Source organism: Paraburkholderia sp. GAS199 (assembly GCF_050436585.1).
Classification (GTDB): Bacteria; Pseudomonadota; Gammaproteobacteria; order Burkholderiales; family Burkholderiaceae; genus Paraburkholderia.
Genome location: NZ_JBNDMM010000003.1, coordinates 114,787 through 135,743, shown reverse-complemented (window position 1 = coordinate 135,743; position 20,957 = coordinate 114,787). Strand labels below are relative to the sequence as shown.

Genomic DNA, 20,957 nt, shown 5'->3' with positions numbered 1-20,957 from the left:
ATTGATTCAAGCTCACCGACACTCGACATGACATCCCAACCGATCCATTCCCTGTTCAAGCCGCTGGCGGGCGCGCCAGGCACAGCCGCCGCGAACGTCGACATCTGGTTCAACGATCAGCCGCTCTCCGTGCCCGGCGGCCGCTCCGTGGCGGCCGCGCTGCTCGCCTCCGGCGTGTCGCGTTTTCGCGCGACGCCGGTCTCCGGTGCGCCGCGTGCGCCCTACTGCATGATGGGCGCGTGCTTCGAATGCCTCGTCGAAATAGACGGCGTGCCGAGCCGCCAGAGTTGCATGGTCGAAGTGAAGGCCGGCATGCGCATCCGCTCGCAGGAAGGCGCGCGCGATCTGCCGCCGTTCGACGCGAGCACCACGACCGATTCACCGCTGGAGAACGCACATGGCCGCTGATTTCGTTTCCGAAGCCGTCGACGTGGTGGTGGTGGGCGCCGGCCCCGCCGGCATGAGCGCGGCCACGCGCACCGCGCGCGCAGGCCTGAAAACCGTTCTGATCGACGAACAGGACGCCGTGGGCGGTCAGATCTATCGCGGCATCGGCCGCGCCGACGCACGCCGCAAGGAGATCCTCGGCCCCGACTACGCGGCGGGCGCGGCGATCGCCGAAGCCTTCGCCGCTTCCGGCGCCCGTCACGTGACTCAGGCGAGCGTCTGGCAGGTCACGCGCGAGCGCAGCGTGAACTACCTGAAAGACGGCAAGATCGGCAGCTTCGACGCCCAGCGCGTGATCCTCGCGAGCGGCGCACTGGAGCGGCCGTTTCCGATTCCCGGCTGGACACTGCCCGGCGTGCTGACCGCCGGCGCCGCGCAGATCCTGCTCAAGAGCGCGGGCGAAGTGCCGGCCGCACCGCCGGTGCTGGCAGGCTGCGGTCCGCTGCTGTATCTGCTCGGCTGGCAATACGTGCGAGCCGGCGTACCGATTCGCGCGCTGGTCGACACCACGCGTCACGAGGACCGCTGGCGCGCCAAACGCCACGTGTTGTCGGCGCTGCGTGCCTGGCCGTTCCTGAGCAAGGGCCTGCAACTGATCCGCACCTTGCGCGACGCCGGCGTGCCGATCTTCGAAGCTGCCGACGATCTGCGTGTGGAAGCACGCATCGGCACCGATCACGTGGAACGCGCCGCCGCCCTGCATTTTTCGACGCAAGGCACGGCGCATCGTATCGAAGCCGACGTGATCCTGCTGCATCAAGGCGTCGTGCCGAACACGCAATTCACGCAGGCCTTGCGCGCCACGCATCGCTGGGACAACGGTCAACTCTGCTTCACGCCGCAAGTGGATGCATGGGGCGAACTCGACGTGCCGGGCATCTTCGTCGCCGGTGACGGCGCGGGCATCGGCGGCGCGCAGGCCGCAGCCGTGCAGGGGACGCTCGCCGGTCTCGCGGCCGCCGCGCAACTCGGCGCGATCACCACCGCGCAGCGCGATACGGAAGCGGTGCCGCAGCGCCGCGCGCTCGCCGATGTCATGCGTATCCGGCCGTTTCTGGACAGCCTGTACCGGCCGCGCGACGTCAACCGCATTCCGCGCGACGAGACCATCGTGTGCCGTTGCGAAGAAGTCACCGCGGGCGAGTTGCGCAAGTTCGTCGAACTGGGTTGTGTCGGGCCGAATCAGGCGAAATCGTTCGGACGCTGCGGCATGGGGCCGTGTCAGGGCCGCATGTGCGGTCTGACGGTGACGGAAGTGATCGCCGACGCGCGCCGCGTGTCGCCGGCCGATGTCGGCTACTACCGCATCCGTCCGCCGATCAAGCCGCTCACGCTCGGAGAACTCGCCGGTGAATGACACGACCGTCCTGCAGGAAGCCGACGTCCTGGTGATCGGCGGCGGGCTGCACGGCACGAGCAGCGCGTTCCACATGGCGCGGCGTGGCGCCAGCGTCATCGTGCTCGAAGCAGACTATGTAGCGCGTCATTCGTCCGGCGTGAATGCGGGCGGCGTGCGCACGTTGGGCCGTCCGTTGCCCGAGATTCCGCTGGCGCTGATGTCGCGCGAGATCTGGCATCGCATGAGCGATCTGCTCGGCGAGGACGGCGGCTTCGTGCCGTCCGGCCAGTTGAAAATCGCCGAGACCGATGCGGAACTCGAAGCGTGCCGCGAACGCGTGGCGCTGCTCGAATCGCACGGCTTCACGCACGAGAAAGTGATCGACCGCGAGTCGGTGCTGGAACTCGAACCGGCGCTGGCGCGGCACGTCACGGGTGGCATCTGGGTCGAACGCGACGGCTTCGCACTGCCCTACCGTACGACCACCGCATTCCGTCTCGCCGCGCAAAAACACGGCTGCCGGTTTCTGGAAGGCACGCCGGTGCGCCGCATCGAACAGCGCGGCACGCGATGGTTCGCCATCACGCCGCACGGCACCTTCAGCGCGGAAAAACTGCTGGTCACGGCGGGCGCGTGGTCCGGCGAACTGGCGAAGCAGGTCGGCGAACCCGTGCCCGTGCATCCCGAAGGTTTGATGCTGATGGTCACGCATCGTGTTGCGCCCTTCTGTCGCGCGACGCTCGGCGCAACGGGCCGCCCTTTGTCGTTCAAGCAGTTCGACAACGGCACGGTGGTGATCGGCGGCAAACTGATCGGCATTGCCGATCTCGCCAACCGTCATGGCGAAGTCGATTTCGTGCGACTCGTGCGCAGCGCGCAGACCGTCACCGATCTGTTCCCGCATCTGCGCCATCTCGGCGTGAATCGCGCGTGGGCCGGCGTCGAAGCCTTCACCGAAGACGAACTGCCGGTGATTTCCGCGAGCCGCCAGGCGGCGAACCTGTATTACTCGTTTGGCTATTGCGGCAGTGGTTTCCAGCTCGGGCCGGGCTGCGGCAAGCTGGTATCCGAGTTGATACTCGACGGCACGCCGTCGATTCCGCTCGACGCCTTCGCGATCGATCGCTTCGCGCAGGCCACTTCTTCAGCGTCAGCGGCCTCACGACTCGTCGCACATTGAATGCATCGCGCGCATCGGACACATCCGGCGCGTTTCATTTTCATGCGTCGCGCGCGTCGAATCAGCGCACGCGACGGTTTCGCTCGACCTCAACAGGAGAAATATTCATGACCGATATCGTTCGGATCGACACCAATCAGCGCATGAGCCGCGTCGTCAAGGCGGCCGGGCTCGTGTTCATCGGCGGCCAGACTTCGGCCGATCACACGCCCGACATCAAACTGCAAACGGCGAAAGTGCTCGAAAAAATCGACGGCTTCCTGGAGAAGGCCGGCATCGACCGGACCCGCCTCGTGTCCGCGCAAGTCTGGCTGTCGGATATCGGCCGCGATTTCGCCGGCATGAACGAAGTGTGGGACGCGTGGGTGCCGCAAGGCTGCGCACCGACGCGCGCAACGGTAGAGGCAAAACTGGCCGCGCCCGAGTTGCTGGTGGAAATCGCCGTGGTGGCGCTCGGCTGAACGCCTGTCCCTCTCGTTCAGCGCGCCGCGACGGTTCGCCGCTTCTTCGGCGGACTGATCCGGGCGGGCGCGCGTGGCATGGTTCCGATGCCGCGCAGAATCAGATCGATGCCGGCGAGGAAGTCGGCGCGATCGTCGTGCACGGGCAACTGCGCGGCGACGCTGCGAGTGAAGGGGTACGCGTGCGCATCGAGCGTGGACCACATGGCCGACACGTCGGCCAACAGACTGTCACGCTCTGCACCCATTTCCTGAGCGAGATGCGCGTTCGCCGCGTTCTGCACGCTCACACCGATGATGTAACTCAGCAACGCGGACACCACGGCCCATTGCGCGTTCGGCGCGACGCCGAGCGCGCGAACCGGCTGACCGATGCGCTCGAAAATACGCACCATCGGCAACTGCCCCGGCGCGCGGATGAGCGCCGAACCCAGCCAAGGATGCGCGTCGATCGCGTCGAACATGCCGAGCGCCAGCGCGCGGATCGCTTCGTCCGGCGTTGCGCCGCCTGGCAGCGCGTTCGTGGTGCGCGCAATGATCGCGTCGCAGGCGGCAGTGAGCAGATCGCCTTTGTGCTCGATATGCCCGTATATCGCACCGGGTCCGGTGACCAGCCGCTCGGACAACGCGCGAAACGTCAGACCGCGCTCGCCGCTGCTGTCCAGTATCTCGATCGTCGCCTCGACGATGCTCTCCCGCGAGAGCGACGCTTCACGCCGCTGAATGCTTCGCGCTTTCTTCGCCATGCTTGCTGTTGACACTCGTGGAATGTTGTTCCAAGATTACCATGGAATGACGTTCCAAAGCATTCGCCCCAATTTGACTGGGAGCGAGCTTCAACCATTTGCGGAGAGCAGAATGCCGGTTTCGATTGCCATCATCGGTGCGGGGCTCGGCGGGCTGATGCTGGCGCGCGTGCTGCACGTCCACGGCATCGCCGCCACCATCTACGAAGCGGAAGCCTCGGCCGACGCACGCGCGCAAGGCGGCATGCTCGACATCCACGAAAACAATGGGCAACTCGCGCTCAAGGCGGCGGAACTGTTCGAGCGCTTTCGCGAGATCATTCATCCGGGCGGCCAGGCCTCGCGGGTTCTCGATCGGCACGGCAACCTGCTCTACGAAGATGCGGACGACGGCACGGGCGGGCGCCCCGAAGTCCCGCGCGGCGAGTTGCGTCGAATTCTGCTCGAGTCGCTGCCGGCCGGCACCGTTCGCTGGGGCCACAAACTCACGGCACTGTCCACGCTCGACAACGGCCGGCACGTCCTCACGTTTGCGAATGGCTTCACAGCAAGCACCGGGCTTCTGGTGGGCGCAGACGGCGCGTGGTCCCGAGTGCGTCCGCTGCTTTCTTCGGCGCAGCCCGAGTACGTGGGCACGTCGTTCATCGAAACCTATCTGCTCGATGCCGACACGCGTCACCCGGCCAGCGCCGCGGCGGTGGGTGGCGGCGCGTTGTTCGCGCTTGCGCCGGGCAAGGGCATTCTTGCGCATCGCGAACCCGACGGCGCGCTGCATACGTACGTCGAATTGCACACACCCAAAGACTGGATCGACGGTATCGACTTCGCCGATCCGGCCGCGGCGAAGGCCCGCATCGCCGCCGAGTTCGACGGTTGGGCCACGGCGCTGACGGCGCTCATCACCGATGGCGAAACGGATCCCGTGGCGCGCCCGATTCACGCGCTGCCGGTCGAGCACACGTGGACGCGCGTACCCGGCGTGACCTTGCTCGGCGACGCGGCACACCTGATGATTCCGTCCGGTGAAGGCGCCAATCTCGCGATGTTCGACGGCGCCGAACTCGCGCGCTTCATCGTCGCCTATCCGGACGACGTGGAGCGCGCGCTCGCCGCCTACGAAAACGAACTGTTTCCGCGCAGCGCGGCCGAAGCCGCGCAGGCGGAAGGCATTCTCGCCGTGTGCCTGGGTCCCGACGCGCCGCACAGTCTGGTGGACTTTTTCCAGCAGCACGAGACCCAGAAATAGCCTGCCACTATTTTTCAACCACGCCCAGCAAAGCCTGCTTGCCGCCGACGTACTTGTAGAGCGAAATCACGCCGTGCTGCAAATCGCCCCTCGAATCGAACTGCGTTTCGCCGAGTACGCCGTGATAATCGGTTGCGGGCATCGCAGCGAGAATTTTCGCGGGGTCGGTGGATTGCGCGCGTTTCATCGCGGCCACCACCACGCCCACGGCGTCGTAGGCAAACGGTGAATTCAACACGGGCGCGTAGCCGAAGCGCTTCTTGTAGCGCTCCACGAATGCGGGGCCGTCACTCATCTTCAGCAGCGGCGCACCGGCGATCGAGCAGATGACGTTGTCGGCGGCGTCGCCGGCGAGTTTCGCGAGATCGTCGGCGCACAAGCCGTCGCCAGCCAGTACCTTGACCGCAATGCCGAGCTGCTTCGCCTGCTTCGCAAACGGACCGCCCGTCCCATCGAGTCCGCCATACATGATCGCGTCCGGCTTCTCACCTTTGATCTTGGTGAGAATCGCGCGGAAATCGACGGCTTTATCGGTGCTCGCGTCATGCGAGAGCACCTGGATGCCATTGGCCTTGGCCTGCTTCTCGAACTCGACAGCCAGACCCTGCCCGTACGCGGTCGAGTCGTCGACAATCGCGACGGTCTTCACTTTCAGCGTTTTCGCGGCGTAGTCGGCGAGCGTCGGACCTTGCTGCGCGTCGGTGGCCACGACGCGATACGCGGTCTTGAAGCCCTGCGCCGTATAAGCCGGATTCGTCGCGGACGGCGACACCTGCGTGATGCCGGCGTCGTTATAGATTTTCGAGGCCGGAATGGTCGAGCCGGACTGCATGTGCCCGACCACCGCCACGACCTTGTCGTCCACCAGCTTTTGCGCCACCTGGGTCGCCTGCCGCGGATCGCCCGCGTCGTCCTGCGCGTCGAACACCAGCGTCACCTTCTTGCCGCCGATCACCAGCCCCGTCTGGTTGATTTCCTCGATGGCAAGACGCGCGCCGTTTTCGGTGTCCTTGCCGAGATAGGAGGCCGGACCCGTCACCGGCGCCGCCTCGCCAATCTTCACCATCTCGTCGGCATACGCGCCTCCCGCGCCGAGGACCATACATACTGCCGCCACGGCAACGCTTGCCGTCCTGCGTTTGAAGGCTGTGTTCGTGTTCATGTTTCACCCGAAGAATGGTTATCGATGGTTCTGGCCGGCCGGTATGCCGCGGCTCATCACGGTTTGAATTTAATCAGCCAGAAAGGCCGGGAATTGCACCGATCTGCCCAAAAGTAGAAGAATTGCGGCAGCCCCGAATCACGCGCCGGCCGAATTGCGGCGGCCTATAATCGGAACGACCTGTCCCGCGGATTCCCGTATGCCGACCACCGACTCGACTCGCGTCGAGCTTCAGCCAGCCACCGCCGACGCCGATCACGCGCTGGTCGGGCAACTCGACGCGATGCCGCGCACGCTGCCAACGCGTTCGAGCCGCTCCGGCGCCGAACTCAGCATCGGCATTCTGTTGTGGCCGCGCTTTCCGATGCTCTCGCTGGGCGGACTCTGCGACGCCTTGCGTCACGCGGCGGACCGTGGCGACCAGAGCCGTCAGTTGCGCTGTCTGTGGACGATCGTCGGCGCTCAGGGCGAATCGATCGAAGCGAGTTGCGGCATTCAGGTGCAGGCGCAGTCGGTCTTTCCCGATGCCGCGCAATTCGACTATCTGGTCGTGATCGGCGGCCTGCTGCCGCATCTCGATCTCGTCGATCCGCACTACTGGGACTATCTGAAGCAGGCGGCGCACGCGGGCATTCCACTCATCGGCATGTGCACCGGCAGCTTCGTGCTCGCGCGCGCCGGCCTGATGGACGATCACGTGGCCTGCGTCCACAGCTTCCACGTCGACGACTACCGCCGCATGTTTCCCGAGCTGCGACTGGTGACGCACGCCGACTATCTGATCGACGGCGCGCGCATCACGTGCGCGGGCGGCATTTCAGTGGTGGAAATGGCCGCCCGCCTCATCAGCCTGCATTGCGGCCCGGACCGTGCCTCGAAAGTGATCCATCAGATGACCGTGAGCCGTCAGGGCGGCTCTTCGTTTATCGAGCGGCGTGCCGCGCTGGGTTATCTGTCGGTCGAAGACGCCACCGTGCGGCACGCTGTCTTGCTGATGGAAGAAAACCTCGAAGCACCGCTCAATATTGCCGTGATCTCGAAGATGATCGGCACGAGTGTGCGTAATCTGGAGCGCGCGTTCGCAGCGGAAATGAACACGTCGCCGAACGAGTTCTACCGGCAGATGCGGCTGCGATACGCGCGCTGGATGCTCGTCAACACGAGCCGCAAGATCACCGATATCGCCTACGAATGCGGTTTTGCCGACGCCGCGCACTTCATCCGCGTGTTTCGCGAAGCGTACGGCGTGACGCCGGGCAAGCTGCGCACTTCGCGAAGCGCCGACGGCGGCTGACCCGAACGACGCGTTGCGCCGCGCGCGCTGTCGCGATTCTTCTACTTTCCGGCAGATGAATACAATCCCCGCCGTGCGATGACGCCGTACAGTCCGTCAATGGGCTGCACGGTGGATTAGCCACGCGCCGGCCCATGCCATTACTCTGAAATCGGGCAGGTGCGAGCGTATGCGGATAGTGATCGTCGGGGCTGGTGTGATTGGTTTGACGAGCGCGTATTACCTGAGCCGCGCGGGTCACGACGTGACCGTGGTGGACCGGCAGGCGGCCGTGGCGAGCGAAACCAGTTCGGCCAACGGCGGCCAGCTTTCCTATAGCTACGTCGCGCCGCTCGCCGGTCCCGGTGTCGTCTCGAAGCTGCCGCGCTGGCTGACGCGTGCCGATTCGCCCGTGCGTTTCCGTCCGCGTCTGAACCTCGAACAATGGCGGTGGTGTCTGCAGTTTCTGGCCGCGTGTACGCGTGAACGCAGCGAACTCACGACGCGCGAGTTGCTGTCGCTGTCGTTCCTGAGCCGCACGCTGCTTCACGAAATGATTGCCGGCGAGCCCTCTCTCGACTTCGACTTCGTTCAATCCGGCAAGCTGGTTCTGCATCGCAATGCGAGCGAGATGCGCAGCGCCGTCGCCCTGCTCGAATTCCAGCGTCAACTCGGCTGCGAGCAGCAGGCCCTGAGCGCGGACGCCTGCGTCGAACTCGAACCGACACTCGCCCCGCTGCGCTCGTCGCTCGCAGGCGGCATTTACACGCCGAGCGAAGACACCGCCGATTGCCGCCGCTTCTGCCGCAGTCTGGAAGCGTTGCTGCGCGCTCGCGGTGTGCAGTTTTCAATGAATACCTCCATCGACAGCCTGAAAGCCGGCGCTCGCGGCGACGTGAAAGCCGTGTGCAACGGCGAAGCGCTCGCATCCGACCACGTCGTGGTGGCCTCGGGCACCGCGGCCGCGCGCCTGCTGAACACCGTCGGCGTGAGCGTGCCGGTGTATCCGCTCAAAGGCTATAGCCTGACCTTCGACGTCGCCGCGCACATGGCCGCGCCGAGCGTGAGCATCACCGATTTCAGCCGCAAAGTCGTGTACGCGCGACTCGGCAACCGGCTGCGCGCCGCAGGTATCGCCGATATCGAAGGCTATTCGCTCGAAGCCGATCCGGGCCGCCTCGCAACATTGCGCGCCGAAGTGGCCGCCATGTATCCGGATATCGCGGTAGCGTCCGCCGGCCGGGAATGGGTCGGTCTGCGTCCCGCGACGCCGCGCGGCATGCCGATCATCGGACCCACGCGTTATCGCAATCTGTGGCTCAACGTGGGCCATGGCGCGCTCGGCTTCACGCTCGCCACGGGGTCGGCCGCCACGCTCACGCAATGGCTCGCACAACGCTCGCCGGGCACCACCCGTCGGGAACTGAGCGGCGCCTTCACGCTTTAACGCGCCACCCTCGCCGCGCGCGCCGCGCCCGGTCCACACTTTCCACCGAACGAAACCGCATGACACCACAGGCCAATATCGTCGTAATCGGCACGGGCGGCACCATCGCCGGACAAGGCAACGCCGCCAGCAATACCGCGGCGTACCGATGCTCGGTGCTCGGCATCGACGACGTGCTCGGCGCGATTCCGCAGGTATCCGCACTGGCGAATCTGCGCGCGGAGCAGTTGTTGCAAACCGGCTCGGAGAATTTCGACAACCGCCATCTGCTCGCCATCGGCACACGGGTTGCCGAGTTGCTCGAGCAGCGCGACGTGGACGGCGTGGTGATCGCGCACGGCACCGACACCATCGAGGAAACCGCGTATTTCCTGCACCTCACGCTCAAGAGCATCAAGCCGGTGGTCGTGGTGGGGTCGATGCGCCCGCCTTCGGCCATGAGTTCCGACGCGGCGCTCAACCTGTACGACGCGATTGCCGTGGCGGCGCATCCTTCGTCGCGCGCCATCGGCACGCTCGTCGTCGCGAACGAGGAAATCCATACGGCGCGCGACGTCGTGAAGAACAATAGCTTCAAGATCGAGGCGTTCGGTTCGCCGTACGGTCCGCTGGGTTACGTCATCGAAGGACGGCCACGCTACTACCGTCATCCTTCGCGGACGCATACGGTTGCAACGCCGTGGTCGATCGACGCACTCGACACGCTGCCGCAGGTCGATATCGTCTACGGATACGGCGCGCTCGAAGCGCAGACGGTGCGCGATATCGCCGCGCGAGGCCGCGGAATCATCTACGTGGGAACGGGTAACGGCAACGTCGCGGCGCATCTGATCGAACCGCTGCGAGACGCCGCGCGTCGCGGCGTGGTGGTGGTGCGCGCATCGCGTACCGGTAGCGGCATCGTTCTGCACAACGGCGCGCAACCCGACGACGAATACGGCTGGCTCACCGTCGAAGATCAGATTCCCGCCAAAGCACGCATCCTGCTGAGTCTCGCGCTGACGCGAACCGATGTTGCGCAAGAACTGCAAGCCGCATTCGAACACTATTGAGCGCGCCGCCGCGCGCTCAGGCTTGTTGTGCTTCCACGGCGGCTTCGCGCATGGCAGACGGAATCGGACCACCGGTTGCCCAGTCGAGCAGTTCGACGGTGTGCACGAAGGGCATGCCCGCCTCGTCCGCGAGTTGCGTCATGCAGCCGATATTTCCACTGGCCGCAACGTCCGCGCGGGTGGCGCGAATATTGTGGATTTTCCTCGCCTTCAGTTCACTCGCGAGTTCCGGTTGCAGAATGTTGTACACGCCCGCCGAGCCGCAGCACATGAAACTGTCGGCCGGTTGCACGACTTCGAAGCCGGCGCGTTGCAGCAGTTCGATGGGCTGCTTCACGATGTGCTGTCCGTGCTGCATGGAACAGGCCGCGTGATACGCCACCCGCAAAGGCTGCGATGCCGGCGGCGTCTGAGGCGTTTGCAGGCCGAGCGTCGTCATGAACTCAGTGATGTCTTTGGCGAGCGCGCTGACGCGCGCCGCCTTGTCCTGCCATTCAACGTCGTCGCGCAAGGCATGCGCGTAGGCCTTCACCGACGTGCCGCATCCCGACGCGTTGATGATGATCGCGTCCAGCCCGCCGGGCTGCTCCTGCTCCGCCAGCCACGCCTCGATATTCGCCTTGACGAAAGGCAGCGATTTGTCCGGCAGGCCCATGTGTTCGGCGACCGCACCGCAACATCCCGAGCCCCGCGCGATCACGACCTCGACGCCGTGGCGCTGCAACAGTCGAATGGTCGCCTCGTTGATGGACGGTTCGAGTACTTTCTGCACGCAACCACTCAGCAGACACACGCGCGCACGGCGTTTGCCCTGCGCGGGAAAAACCTGCCGTCCGCTCGTGTCGCCGGAAGAAAGACGGAAACGTGTGGGCGTGACCTGCAACATCGCGCCGAGCGGCCCTTTCAGAAAGGCACGCAGCGGACGCGCCAGCATGCCGAACAGCAGGCCGATTCTGAACAGGCGCGGGTTCGGCAGCAGGACCGTCAGCATCGCGCGCATCACGCGCTGAATGAGCGGCCGCCGGTAAGTCTGCTCGATGTGCTCCCGGCCATGCGCGATCAATTTCGAATACTGCACGCCCGACGGGCAGATGGCTTCGCAGGCGAGACAGGTGAGGCAACGGTCGAGATGCTTGACCGTTTTCTCGTCCGGCGCGCGGTTTTCTTCGAGCATATTGCGGATCAGGATGATCCGTCCGCGCGGACTATCGTTTTCGTCGTGCCGGACCTGATACGTCGGGCAATGCGAAAGACAGATACCGCAATGCACGCAGGTTCGGATGATGTCGTTGGATAGCGCGACAGCGGGATCGGCTAACGCCTCAGCAGAGAGATTGGTTCGCATAGTCAGTGGCCCGCATCGAGCGAGGCGAGCTTTCCGGGATTGAGCACGGCGTTGGGATCGAATGCTGCGCGAACGTTGCCGTTGAGTCGGTTGAGCGTCGCCGACCGCGGCTGGAACGTACCGAGCGTCTGGCGTACTTCCAGTGGTGCGCGCAGGAGACTCGCCGTGCCGCCGCTCGCGGCAATCCGGCTGCGCAACGTTTGTCCGTGAGCCAGCGCTTCATCTGCCGATGTCCGCACGAACACGCGGCTACCGCCCCAATCGTAGAGTGCGGGACTTTCCAGCATGTCGACGATGGCCGCCGCCTTGTCGCACGGCAACGCCAGACGCCAGATACAGGTCTGTGTGTCGGCGGAAAAATCGGTCAGGTCTCTGACCGAACGCCAGAACTTCCGGCTCTCTTCGCCTTCGAGTTTTTCGACCGCGCCATAGGTTTGCAGGCGCTTTCCGATCGCTTCGGCTCGTCCCGCCACCGAACCGGTGAATCCGTCGATACGTACGGCGGTCGTTCTCGCACCGGCATGCGCGCCGCCCAGATGCGCCGCCGCGCTGATTTCGAACGGCAAACCCAGCAGCGCCGACAGACAGACAATCGCGTCGTGGTCCGGCAGATTCGCGACTCGCAAAGTCAGTTCGCTTTGCGGCACCGGCAAAACCTTTAAAGTGACCGACGTCAGGATCGCGAGCGTGCCGAACGAGCCGGCCATCAAACGCGATATGTCGAAGCCGGTCACGTTCTTGATGGTGCGGCCACCGGCCTTGAATCGCTCTCCGCGTCCGTTGATGGCCTCGATGCCGAGCACGGCGTCGCGCGCCGATCCGCTCAGAATCCGGCGCGGCCCCGACAGATTGCTGCCTATCACGCCACCCAGCGTGCTCGCGCCATCCGGTGCACCGTACAGCGCGGCATAGTCGGGCGGATCGAAGGGAAGAAACTGACCGTGTTCCGCCAGCGCGGCGTCGATCGTCGCGAGCGCGGTTCCGGCTGCGGCCTTGATAACGAGTTCGTCCGGCTCGTACAGTTCGATGCCGGACAGCGCGGACATCTCGATCCGCCGTTCGCTGCGCACGGCGTCGCCGAACGATCGCTTCGTTGCGCCGCCGACAATTTCGAACGACTCGCCCGCTTCGTTAGCTTCGCTAACTATTTGCGCAAGCTCGTCGGCCGAATCGGGACGTACGGTCCGTTGCGGCGACACTTCGCGATAAGACTCGATCATGGTCGTTGCCTTAGAACCGGGTAATGCCGGAATGCTCCGACTCGTAATACGCGGACGGCAAAGGACCGCTTCGGAAGCAGCCGCACGAAGCCGGCAGCATCTTGCCCGGATTGAGTTGCTCCTGGGCGTCGAATGCGAGTTTCAGCCGGTATTGCTGGGCCAGATCGACGTCGGAGAACTGATAGCTCATGAGATCGCGCTTCTCGACTCCCACGCCGTGCTCGCCCGTCAGCACGCCGCCGAAATCCACGCAGGCCTTGAGAATGTCGGCACCGAACTGTTCGACCTTTTCCAGATCGCCTGGTTTGGCCGAATCGAATAGCACCATGGGATGCAGATTGCCGTCGCCGGCGTGAAAGCAGTTCGCGTACGCCAGGCCGTATTGTTTCGACAGCGTGTCGATCCGCTGAAGCACGTCGGGAAGCTTCGAGCGCGGGATCGTGCCGTCGGTGACGTACACGTCGCGGGCAATCTTGCCCATCGCACCGAAGGCGACCTTGCGGCCTTTCCATAAACGCTCGCGCTCCGCGTCGCTGCTGCTCACGCGTATGTCGACCGGCGAGAAAGTTTGTGCGATCGACTGCACGTGTTCGATGAGCGCATCCACTTCCGTCGAGATGCCATCGAGTTCGCACAGCAGAATGGCTTCGACCGAGGGCGGATGCTGTTCGCCGAGCATCGACGAAACCGCGTCGATCACCCTGCGGTCCATGAATTCGAGGCCGGCCGGAATGACGCCGCTCGCGATGATCGCGCCCACGCAACGGCTCGCCTCTTCGACGCTGCGAAAGCCGAGCGACACCACTCTTGCGGCGGGCGGTGCAGGTGTGAGACGCACCGTGATCTCGGTCATCACGGCGAGCAGGCCTTCCGAGCCGATCAGCGCCGCGCACAGATCCAGTTCACCGTCGACAGCACCCGCGTAAGCGCCGCCCATTCGGACGATCTCGCCGTCCGGCAAAACCGCTTCGACACCTACGATATGGCTCGACGTCACGCCGTATTTGAGGCAATGCACGCCGCCCGAATTCTCGGCCACGTTGCCGCCAATCGACGAAATGGCCTGACTCGACGGATCGGGCATGAAGCAGAGACCGTGCTCTTTCACGGCCTCCGTGATCCGGACGTTGGCAACGCCCGGCTGCACGCGTGCGGTGCGATTTTCGAGGTCGATTTCGACGATCCGGCTCATTCGCGCGACGCTCATGAGCACGGCGTCTTCTACCGGCAGTGCGCCACCCGACAACGACGTTCCCGACCCGCGCGGCACCAGTTTCACGTGCTGGGCCGAGCAGTATTTCAGTATCTGCTGGACCTGCGCGGTGCTGTCGGGCAATACGACGACGAGCGGCAACGCGCGATACGCCGCGAGTCCGTCGGATTCGTAGGGACGCCGTTCGCTTTCATCATCGAGCACCGCATCGTCGCCGATCAGTTCGCGCAGATCCTGCGCGATTTTCGATCGACGTGCGATCAGGCCGCTGTCGGGCTGAGGCATTTTCATGGAGTGGCGAGATCTCGGAGCTTCGCGCCACAGCGGATAACGTGGCGCATGCAGGATAGTTTTCCTGAACGAACCCATGATAGGTGCGTGCCTCGCGCACCACTACTTTAGTCTCCTTAAACGTTGTGAACTGCGCGCGGCGCGACCTTCTCCAACAGCCTCTCCGCTTCGGCAAGATCGCGGCATTCCGCGTGGCGTGGAAAGCGTGCGTGCGCGGCTTCGAGCACGCGCGCCGCCTTCGCATCGTTGCGCTGCCGCTGGGCGAGCCGCGCAAGACTGATCGCCGCCTTCAACTCCAGCGATCTCGCGCCCTGGCGAATCGCCGTTTCGAGCGCGGCACTGAAACAGGTTTCGGCTTCGAGTTCGGCGTGGTTTGCGCAGGCCATCGCATCCGCACTTGCGAGCAGCAGTTCGCCGTGTATCCGCGAAAGCTCGCTGACGTACCACAGGTCGCCGGTTTGCTCGCATCGACGGATTGCGCGGCTCGAAGCCGCCACGGCTTCTTCCAGACAGCCAGCCTGGCCGAGCGCCTGCGCATATTGCCCTGCCAGCATCGCATAAGGCGCGCAGAAATCGAGTTCTTCCAGTTCGGCCAGCGCCGCTTGAAACTGCTGAAGACGTGCCGGTGTCTGCTCGTCGAGCGAGTAAAGGTATTGCTCGAACGCGCGGCTGGATGCGAGCGCAACGCCGAGTCCCATACGCGTGGCGATGTCACGCAGCATCGCGATGGCTTCGTAGGCCTGCTCGTGACGCAGCGACAACAGTTCGAGCGGAATTGCCGCCTCGATCAGCACGTAGCAGACCACGATGGCCTGCTCTTCCTCGCAGGCGCGACGCCAGCAATCGGTGGCGAGTTGCAGTGCCGCGGACTGCTCGCCTTTCATCCACAGCACGCGCGCGAGTGTCGCATTGCCCACCACCAGCTGATTGATGGAGCGGCCCAGCGGCAACCGCTGACGGAGTCCGTCGGCGTGTGGAAGAAAGCGATCCAGCGCGGCGTGCGCCTTGTTCTGCTCGCCCGCGTAGTGCGACGCAATGCCGATGATGCGATCGCCCATGATGACGTCGGTCGGCAATCCGCCTTCAGCCGGCGCGGACTCGGTGGCGAGCGCCGCATAGCGCTTGGCGAACGAGAGCGCGCTGCTCACGTGGGCCGCGCTCTGGTTCGCGTTCCACAGCCCCCACAACGCGCGCGCCTCCAGATTGTGGTCGCCCAGCGCCATGGCCGAAGACAGCACCTCGGCCCATAACGCGCGCGTCTCGCCATTCGGTCCCTGCACGTAGACCAGCGCGGCGGCGAGCGCCGCTCGCACCTGCATCTGCACGCGTCTGAAGCGCGGATTGTCCTTTTCGACTTCGTCGCGGCTCTGCAATGCTTCGAGCGCACGACGCGCCCACAGACAGCATTCGTCGACCAGCGACAGTTCGAACAGCAGCCAGAGAATGCGCGCCGCCAGCGTTTCGCCGACAATCAACGCATCGCTCTTTGGCGACAGCGCCCAGGCAAGTGCGGCGCGCAGATCGTCCAGCAATTCGCGCATTTCGCGTTGCCAGTTATCGGCTTGAGATGAGCCGTCCTGCCGCGTCGCGTCGTCGAGCAGGCTGGCGAGAAAACGCGCGTGACTCAATGTCGTGCGCCGCCGCTCGCCGTTTTCGTCGAGCCTTTGCAGCGCGTAGGCGCGGGTGGTTTCGAGAAAGCGGAACCGCGACACGCCACTGCCGGGCTGACGCACCAGCAGCGATTTTTCAGCGAGGCCGGTCACGGCGGCAATCACGTCCTGCTCGGTCAACACACCGTCCTTGACGATCTCGATGGCGGCCTTCATCGAAAAGCTGCCGTTGAAGATGCCGAGCCGGCGCAGTGTCGTCTTCTCGTTGTCGGTCAGCAGCGCGTGACTCCAGTCGAGCGTCGCGCGCAGCGTTTGATGGCGCGGCAGCGACATGCGATTGCCGCCCGTCAGCAGTCTGATGCGATCGTCGAGACGCGTGGCGAGCGTTTCGATGCCGAGAATGGTCGCGCGCGCCGCGGCGAGTTCGATGGCGAGCGGAATGCCGTCGAGCCGCCGGCACACCGAGCCGATCAATTCCACGCTTTTCTCGTCGCTCGAAAAGTCGGATTCGATCGAGCGCGCGCGCAGCAGAAACAGTTGAACCGCGCTGCACTGAACGATGTGTTCGCTCGAATCGCTCTGGCCCGGCACGTTCAGCGTTTCGACCCACACCACCTGCTCGTTGGCAACGCGCAGTGCTTCGCGGCTGGTCGCCAGCAAGCGGATGTCGGGATTGAATCCCGCCAGCGCCTCGACCAGTTCGGCGGCGGCTTCGAGCACCTGCTCGCAGTTATCGACGACGAAAAGCAACGGCCCCTTGCGCATTTCCTTGCCGATGCGGGCCAGCGACAACGGTCCCGCCGCCGGATTCACGCCGAGTGCGGTGGAAACGGAATCCAGCACCGCGCTGCGTTCGAGCGCACTGGCGAGCGAGACGAAATAGACGCCGCCCGAGAAGCGCCCGAGCATGCGCCGCGCCACTTCGACGGCGAGACGCGTCTTGCCGATGCCGCCCGCGCCGATCAGCGTCACGATCTGCCGCGATTCGATGGCGCGCGAAATACTGGCGATCTCCGCTTCACGGCCGATCATCTGCGACCCGTAAATGGGCAGATTGTTTTCCGTGACGAGCGCGTTGCCGGCAGGCTTCCTGGCGAGCGAGGCCGGCGTGGCGGGTGCATTGGATGCGACAGGTGCAGCAGGTGCGAGCGGAACCGCGGATTCCTTGCGCGCGGCCGCCTGGCGAAGCTTGGCCTCCACGAGCCGATAGCCGCGCCCCGGCACCGTCTGGATCATCACATCGCTGCCGCCGAGTACGCGGCGCAGCGTCGACATGTGAACCTGCAGATTATTTTCTTCGACTACGGTATTCGGCCACACCCGCCGCAACAGATCCGACTTCGAAACCAGCGAGCCTTTTTCTTCGACCAGAACGGCAAGCACGTCGAACGCGCGTCCACCGATGCGCGGTTGCGCGCCTTCGCGCAAAAGTTGTCTGCGCTCCAGATCGATCGTCAGTGACCCAATCCTAATCATGCGAGAAATATGTTGTGTTGATGAACATCCCGCCGTCGAATGCTTGCACGGTTGCCGTTTTTTCAGGTCCGTGGACCGCTGCAGGCGCAAGGCCCTTGCGCCGGAATGAACAGATTGGAAGAGAGCAACGCGTGAAATGCTTTGAATCCGGAAAACAAACGGATCGGTTATTTCCGCCAATACGTGGCATGGGTGGCATTCGTCGGAACTATGCCTGTCGCCACTCGGATTTCGCGATATGCAATAAGCGCCGAGCCTGGCGGAGAAACCCCTGACCCAGCCTACCGGGCCAGGCTGTAAGCTTCTTTGGAAATTTATTAATTCGACTTAAATTTACGGTCGAAACTATTATCTGGGAAATTGACTGCAATTCCGCATGGAACGCGGCAGACCGGTCGCGTCGATAAACGCCAAACGATTACACAATGGATTGGCGCGTCACGCGACATTAAATTTAGTTAATGTACTAATGATCGATGGTGAGTGTCGCATTTTTTTGGAACAATCTGATCGCCACTACGCCACACCATGCTATTGGCATTAACAAAGGTTAATCATCCAATCACCTTGGGAAAATCCCGTGCAGCATACGATCTGCGACATCGGCTAGCCGACAATCTCCGGTGATCGACACATGAACGCATTGGCTTCCTCGTCTACTCCAATACCAGACCGCGGCGTGGTCGAGTTAGGCGATCTCACGGTCGACCTGGAAATGCGCACCTTGCATCGCGCCGGCGAAACCATTGCGGTCGGCTCACGCGCGTTCGATATTCTCGCGGTCCTGGTACTCGCCGAAGGCCGGCTCGTCACCAAAGACGAATTGATGAGCGCGGTCTGGCCGAACACGATCGTCGAAGAAAACAACATACAGGTTCATCTATCCAGCCTGCGCAAGGTGCTCGGCGCGGGCAGAAACCTGATCGTCACCGTGCCAGGCCGCGGCTACCGACTCGTCAGGCCCGAAGTCAAACTCGTGCCGGCGCGCTGCGTCGATCATCTTGCAGCCGCCCCCGTTCTGAACACGCGAGTCTTTGCCGCGAGCGTCGTGGGCCGGGAAGGCGATCTCGAACGCCTGCTCGATCTGTTGCACGACACGCGTCTGCTCACCGTAACGGGCCCTGGCGGTGTGGGGAAATCTTCGCTCGCGCACGAGGTGTTGCGCCGTGTCGCCGCGCAGGAACGGCAGACGTGGCAAGTGGATCTGGCCTCGGCCACCTCGGGCGAGGCCGTACTCGATGCCTGCCTCGACGCTTTGGGTGCGCAGTCCGGGTCGCACGAAGCTCCGTCGCAAGGCCCCGCGACGATCGAGCAACTCGAACACGTTTTCCAGCAGGCTGCCGGCTTATTGCTGATCGACAACGCCGAGCATTTCATCGCCGACGTGGCGGAAATCGCGCATCGGGTGATCGTCGCGAATCGGCAATTGCAGGTTCTCGTGACCAGCCGCGAGCCTTTGCATATCACGTCCGAAACGATCTTCCGGCTCGCGCCGCTCGAATGCCCCGCCGCGGATGCCACGGCGGCCGGCATTGCCGCGGCGCCGGCCGCCCGGCTGTTTCGCGAACGCGCCAATGCGCTTTGTCCTGGTCTCGCCAACGATCCCGAACAGTTCGCCACGATCGGCGATATCTGCCGACGCCTCGACGGCAATCCGCTCGCCATCGAACTCGCGGCGGCACGTCTGCCCTCGCTCGGTCTTCAGGATCTGCGTCAACGTCTTGCCGATCCGCTGACGATACTCGTCGGCGGTTATCGTACGGCGCCGGCGCGGCATCGCTCGTTCCGGGCCACTTTCGACTGGAGCTATTCGCTGCTCGACGCGGACCAGGCAGCGGTCTTCAGACGCATCTCCGTGTTCTCCACGCCGTTCAGTTTCGAGGCGCTGTGCTCGGTGACGTGCGACCGACATCTCTCGGTCGACAACGTGATCAACTGCGCAAGCGACCTGGTGGCCAAATCGCTGCTGAGCGTGCAGTTCACCGGGCCGGTTGCGCGCTATCGCATGACCGAGGCCGCGCGGCACTATGGCCTGGAACAACTCGCGGCCAGCGGCGAATTCCATAACACCCGCGCGCACCACGCGCACTTCGTCGCCGACCAGTTGTCGTATCTGAGCACGAGCCACGATCCGGCCGTCGCACTGCCCGACGATCTGTGTGAAGAGACCCGGCGCGCGCTCGACTGGGCGTTCTCGGCACAAGGCGATATCCGCACCGGCATCGATCTCTCGGCGGTTCTGGTCGACGTATGCCTGAAGTACGGCAAGATCGACGAGTGTTGCCGTTACGCGTCGCGGGCCATCGACGTCATGACGATGTACCCGGACGACGTGGCCGACGACATCAGCCGCATGCGCGTGATGGCGGCGTTCGCCGCCGTGCTGCCGCACTCCGGCGGCAACATGGACAAGGTCGACGACATCTGGCGCGATGTGCTCGAACGGGCCATCGAAGCGGAACATCACGATCTGCATCTCCGCGCGCTCTATGGACTCTGGGACACCCGCATTTCGCAGGGCCGCATCGTCGAATCCGAGAGCATCGCGTTGCGGTTCCGCCTGCGCGTGCGCGCCAAGGGAAGCGAATGGCAGATCATTCTCGGCGACCTGCTGTTTGCCATTTCCCTGCATTGCCTCGCGCGCCACGAAGAAGCCAAAGCCGGGCTGACCGACGCCACCGAACGCCTGACGCGGCTCAAGCAGGAGATTTTTCCATCGCGACGCATTCCCGTCGATCCACTCGTGTTCTGCAGCGGCACGCTGGCACGAATCGCGTGGTTGCAGGGCAACGCGAACGAAGCAATGGGCTCGATCGAAACCCTCGTGGATCAGGTCTTGCCGGAGACGCTCGAACCGACGCTGTCGCACGTACTGGGAACGGTTGCGGCTCCGCTCGCCCTCATGACAGGCGACCTCGACAACGCGTCGCGTTATATCAGCCTCATGCACCGGCACTCCAACGACAGCCGGCTCACGCATTGGCTCGACTACGCCGAGGGCCTGCGTGGCTGCCATGATGTGCTGGCCGGCAATATCGAGTCGGGGCTCAGCGCGCTCGAATCCGTCATCGAGAAGATGCTCGCGCGCGGCTATCGCCGTGTGCTGACGCCGCTGATCGTCATGTGGGCGGAAGGGCTGGCACAGGTCGGCCGTGCGGAAGAAGCGCTCGAACAGCTTCAGACCCTGCTCGCGTTCTGCGAGAAAAACGGCGACATGCTGTATCTGCCTGAAGTCTGGCGCGCCATGGCGGCAGTCGTGTTCACCGGTGGACGTTCGGGCGCTCGGGACGTCGATACGGATTCGGCGTTGGCGTACGTGGACAAGGCCATCGAACTGGCCGAGGCGCAAGGCGCGCCCGCACTGAGCGCGCGTGCGGCCGTCACACGGGAAACGATAGTGGGCGGTATCGGACCCGCGTCCCATTTACCGCTTGTCCCGCAAGCGTAGA

General features: G+C 64.2%; 15 protein-coding genes. 9 read left to right on the top strand and 6 right to left on the bottom strand.

Annotation, left to right across the window (positions count from 1 at the left end):
* Positions 1–27: 27 nt before the first annotated feature.
* The 4 genes from P3T18_RS12260 to P3T18_RS12245 all read left to right on the top strand — a co-directional run bounded on the left by P3T18_RS12260 (position 28) and on the right by P3T18_RS12245 (position 3,427).
* The gene (locus P3T18_RS12260) at positions 28–408 is read left to right on the top strand and encodes a (2Fe-2S)-binding protein (protein WP_429300196.1); all 381 of its coding nucleotides are present in this window, start codon (positions 28–30) and stop codon (positions 406–408) included.
* The gene (locus tag P3T18_RS12255; RefSeq protein WP_429300195.1) at positions 398–1,804 is read left to right on the top strand and encodes an FAD-dependent oxidoreductase; all 1,407 of its coding nucleotides are present in this window, start codon (positions 398–400) and stop codon (positions 1,802–1,804) included. The genes P3T18_RS12260 and P3T18_RS12255 overlap by 11 nt, the downstream gene beginning before the upstream one ends.
* Complete coding sequence (locus P3T18_RS12250) at positions 1,797–2,966, top strand: NAD(P)/FAD-dependent oxidoreductase (protein WP_429300194.1); 1,170 nt, start codon at positions 1,797–1,799, stop codon at positions 2,964–2,966. Before P3T18_RS12255 ends, P3T18_RS12250 begins: the two co-directional genes overlap by 8 nt.
* Before the next feature lie 107 nt (positions 2,967–3,073).
* Positions 3,074–3,427, top strand: a complete 354-nt coding sequence (locus P3T18_RS12245; RefSeq protein WP_429300193.1) for a RidA family protein — start codon at positions 3,074–3,076, stop codon at positions 3,425–3,427.
* Between the two features lie 17 nt (positions 3,428–3,444).
* Here the strand turns inward: P3T18_RS12245 and P3T18_RS12240 are convergent, their stop codons facing one another.
* The gene (locus tag P3T18_RS12240) at positions 3,445–4,173 is read right to left on the bottom strand and encodes a TetR/AcrR family transcriptional regulator (RefSeq protein WP_429300192.1); all 729 of its coding nucleotides are present in this window, start codon (positions 4,171–4,173) and stop codon (positions 3,445–3,447) included.
* Between the two features lie 112 nt (positions 4,174–4,285).
* Between P3T18_RS12240 and P3T18_RS12235 the strand changes: the two genes are divergently transcribed.
* On the top strand, positions 4,286–5,419 hold the full coding sequence (locus P3T18_RS12235) for an FAD-dependent oxidoreductase (protein ID WP_429300191.1): 1,134 nt from the start codon (positions 4,286–4,288) through the stop codon (positions 5,417–5,419).
* 7 nt (positions 5,420–5,426) lie between these two features.
* Here P3T18_RS12235 and P3T18_RS12230 read toward each other — a convergent pair whose 3' ends face one another.
* On the bottom strand, positions 5,427–6,521 hold the full coding sequence (locus P3T18_RS12230) for a branched-chain amino acid ABC transporter substrate-binding protein (protein ID WP_429301076.1): 1,095 nt from the start codon (positions 6,519–6,521) through the stop codon (positions 5,427–5,429).
* Positions 6,522–6,780: 259 nt separating this feature from the next.
* Here P3T18_RS12230 and P3T18_RS12225 point away from each other — a divergent pair, with 259 nt between their 5' ends.
* The 3 genes from P3T18_RS12225 to P3T18_RS12215 all read left to right on the top strand — a co-directional run bounded on the left by P3T18_RS12225 (position 6,781) and on the right by P3T18_RS12215 (position 10,353).
* A complete protein-coding gene (locus P3T18_RS12225) occupies positions 6,781–7,875 on the top strand; it encodes a GlxA family transcriptional regulator (protein WP_429300190.1) in 1,095 nt (364 codons plus the stop codon).
* A 145-nt stretch (positions 7,876–8,020) separates the two neighbouring features.
* Positions 8,021–9,301, top strand: a complete 1,281-nt coding sequence (locus tag P3T18_RS12220; protein ID WP_429301075.1) for a D-amino acid dehydrogenase — start codon at positions 8,021–8,023, stop codon at positions 9,299–9,301.
* A 59-nt stretch (positions 9,302–9,360) separates the two neighbouring features.
* On the top strand, positions 9,361–10,353 hold the full coding sequence (locus P3T18_RS12215) for an asparaginase (protein ID WP_429300189.1): 993 nt from the start codon (positions 9,361–9,363) through the stop codon (positions 10,351–10,353).
* A gap of 16 nt (positions 10,354–10,369) precedes the next feature.
* Here the strand turns inward: P3T18_RS12215 and glcF are convergent, their stop codons facing one another.
* The 4 genes from glcF to P3T18_RS12195 all read right to left on the bottom strand — a co-directional run bounded on the left by glcF (position 10,370) and on the right by P3T18_RS12195 (position 17,688).
* On the bottom strand, positions 10,370–11,698 hold the full coding sequence (gene glcF, locus P3T18_RS12210) for a glycolate oxidase subunit GlcF (protein WP_429300188.1): 1,329 nt from the start codon (positions 11,696–11,698) through the stop codon (positions 10,370–10,372).
* Between the two features lie 2 nt (positions 11,699–11,700).
* Positions 11,701–12,918 carry a glycolate oxidase subunit GlcE gene (glcE, locus tag P3T18_RS12205; protein WP_429300187.1) on the bottom strand — a complete coding sequence of 406 codons (1,218 nt, stop codon included), beginning with the start codon at positions 12,916–12,918 and terminating at the stop codon, positions 11,701–11,703.
* A gap of 10 nt (positions 12,919–12,928) precedes the next feature.
* Positions 12,929–14,422 (bottom strand): FAD-linked oxidase C-terminal domain-containing protein, encoded by a 1,494-nt coding sequence (locus tag P3T18_RS12200; RefSeq protein WP_429300186.1) that lies wholly within the window; start codon positions 14,420–14,422, stop codon positions 12,929–12,931.
* A gap of 116 nt (positions 14,423–14,538) precedes the next feature.
* Complete coding sequence (locus tag P3T18_RS12195; protein ID WP_429300185.1) at positions 14,539–17,688, bottom strand: ATP-binding protein; 3,150 nt, start codon at positions 17,686–17,688, stop codon at positions 14,539–14,541.
* Positions 17,689–18,142: 454 nt separating this feature from the next.
* Here P3T18_RS12195 and P3T18_RS12190 point away from each other — a divergent pair, with 454 nt between their 5' ends.
* On the top strand, positions 18,143–20,956 hold the full coding sequence (locus P3T18_RS12190) for an ATP-binding protein (RefSeq protein ID WP_429300184.1): 2,814 nt from the start codon (positions 18,143–18,145) through the stop codon (positions 20,954–20,956).
* Position 20,957 lies beyond the last annotated feature (1 nt).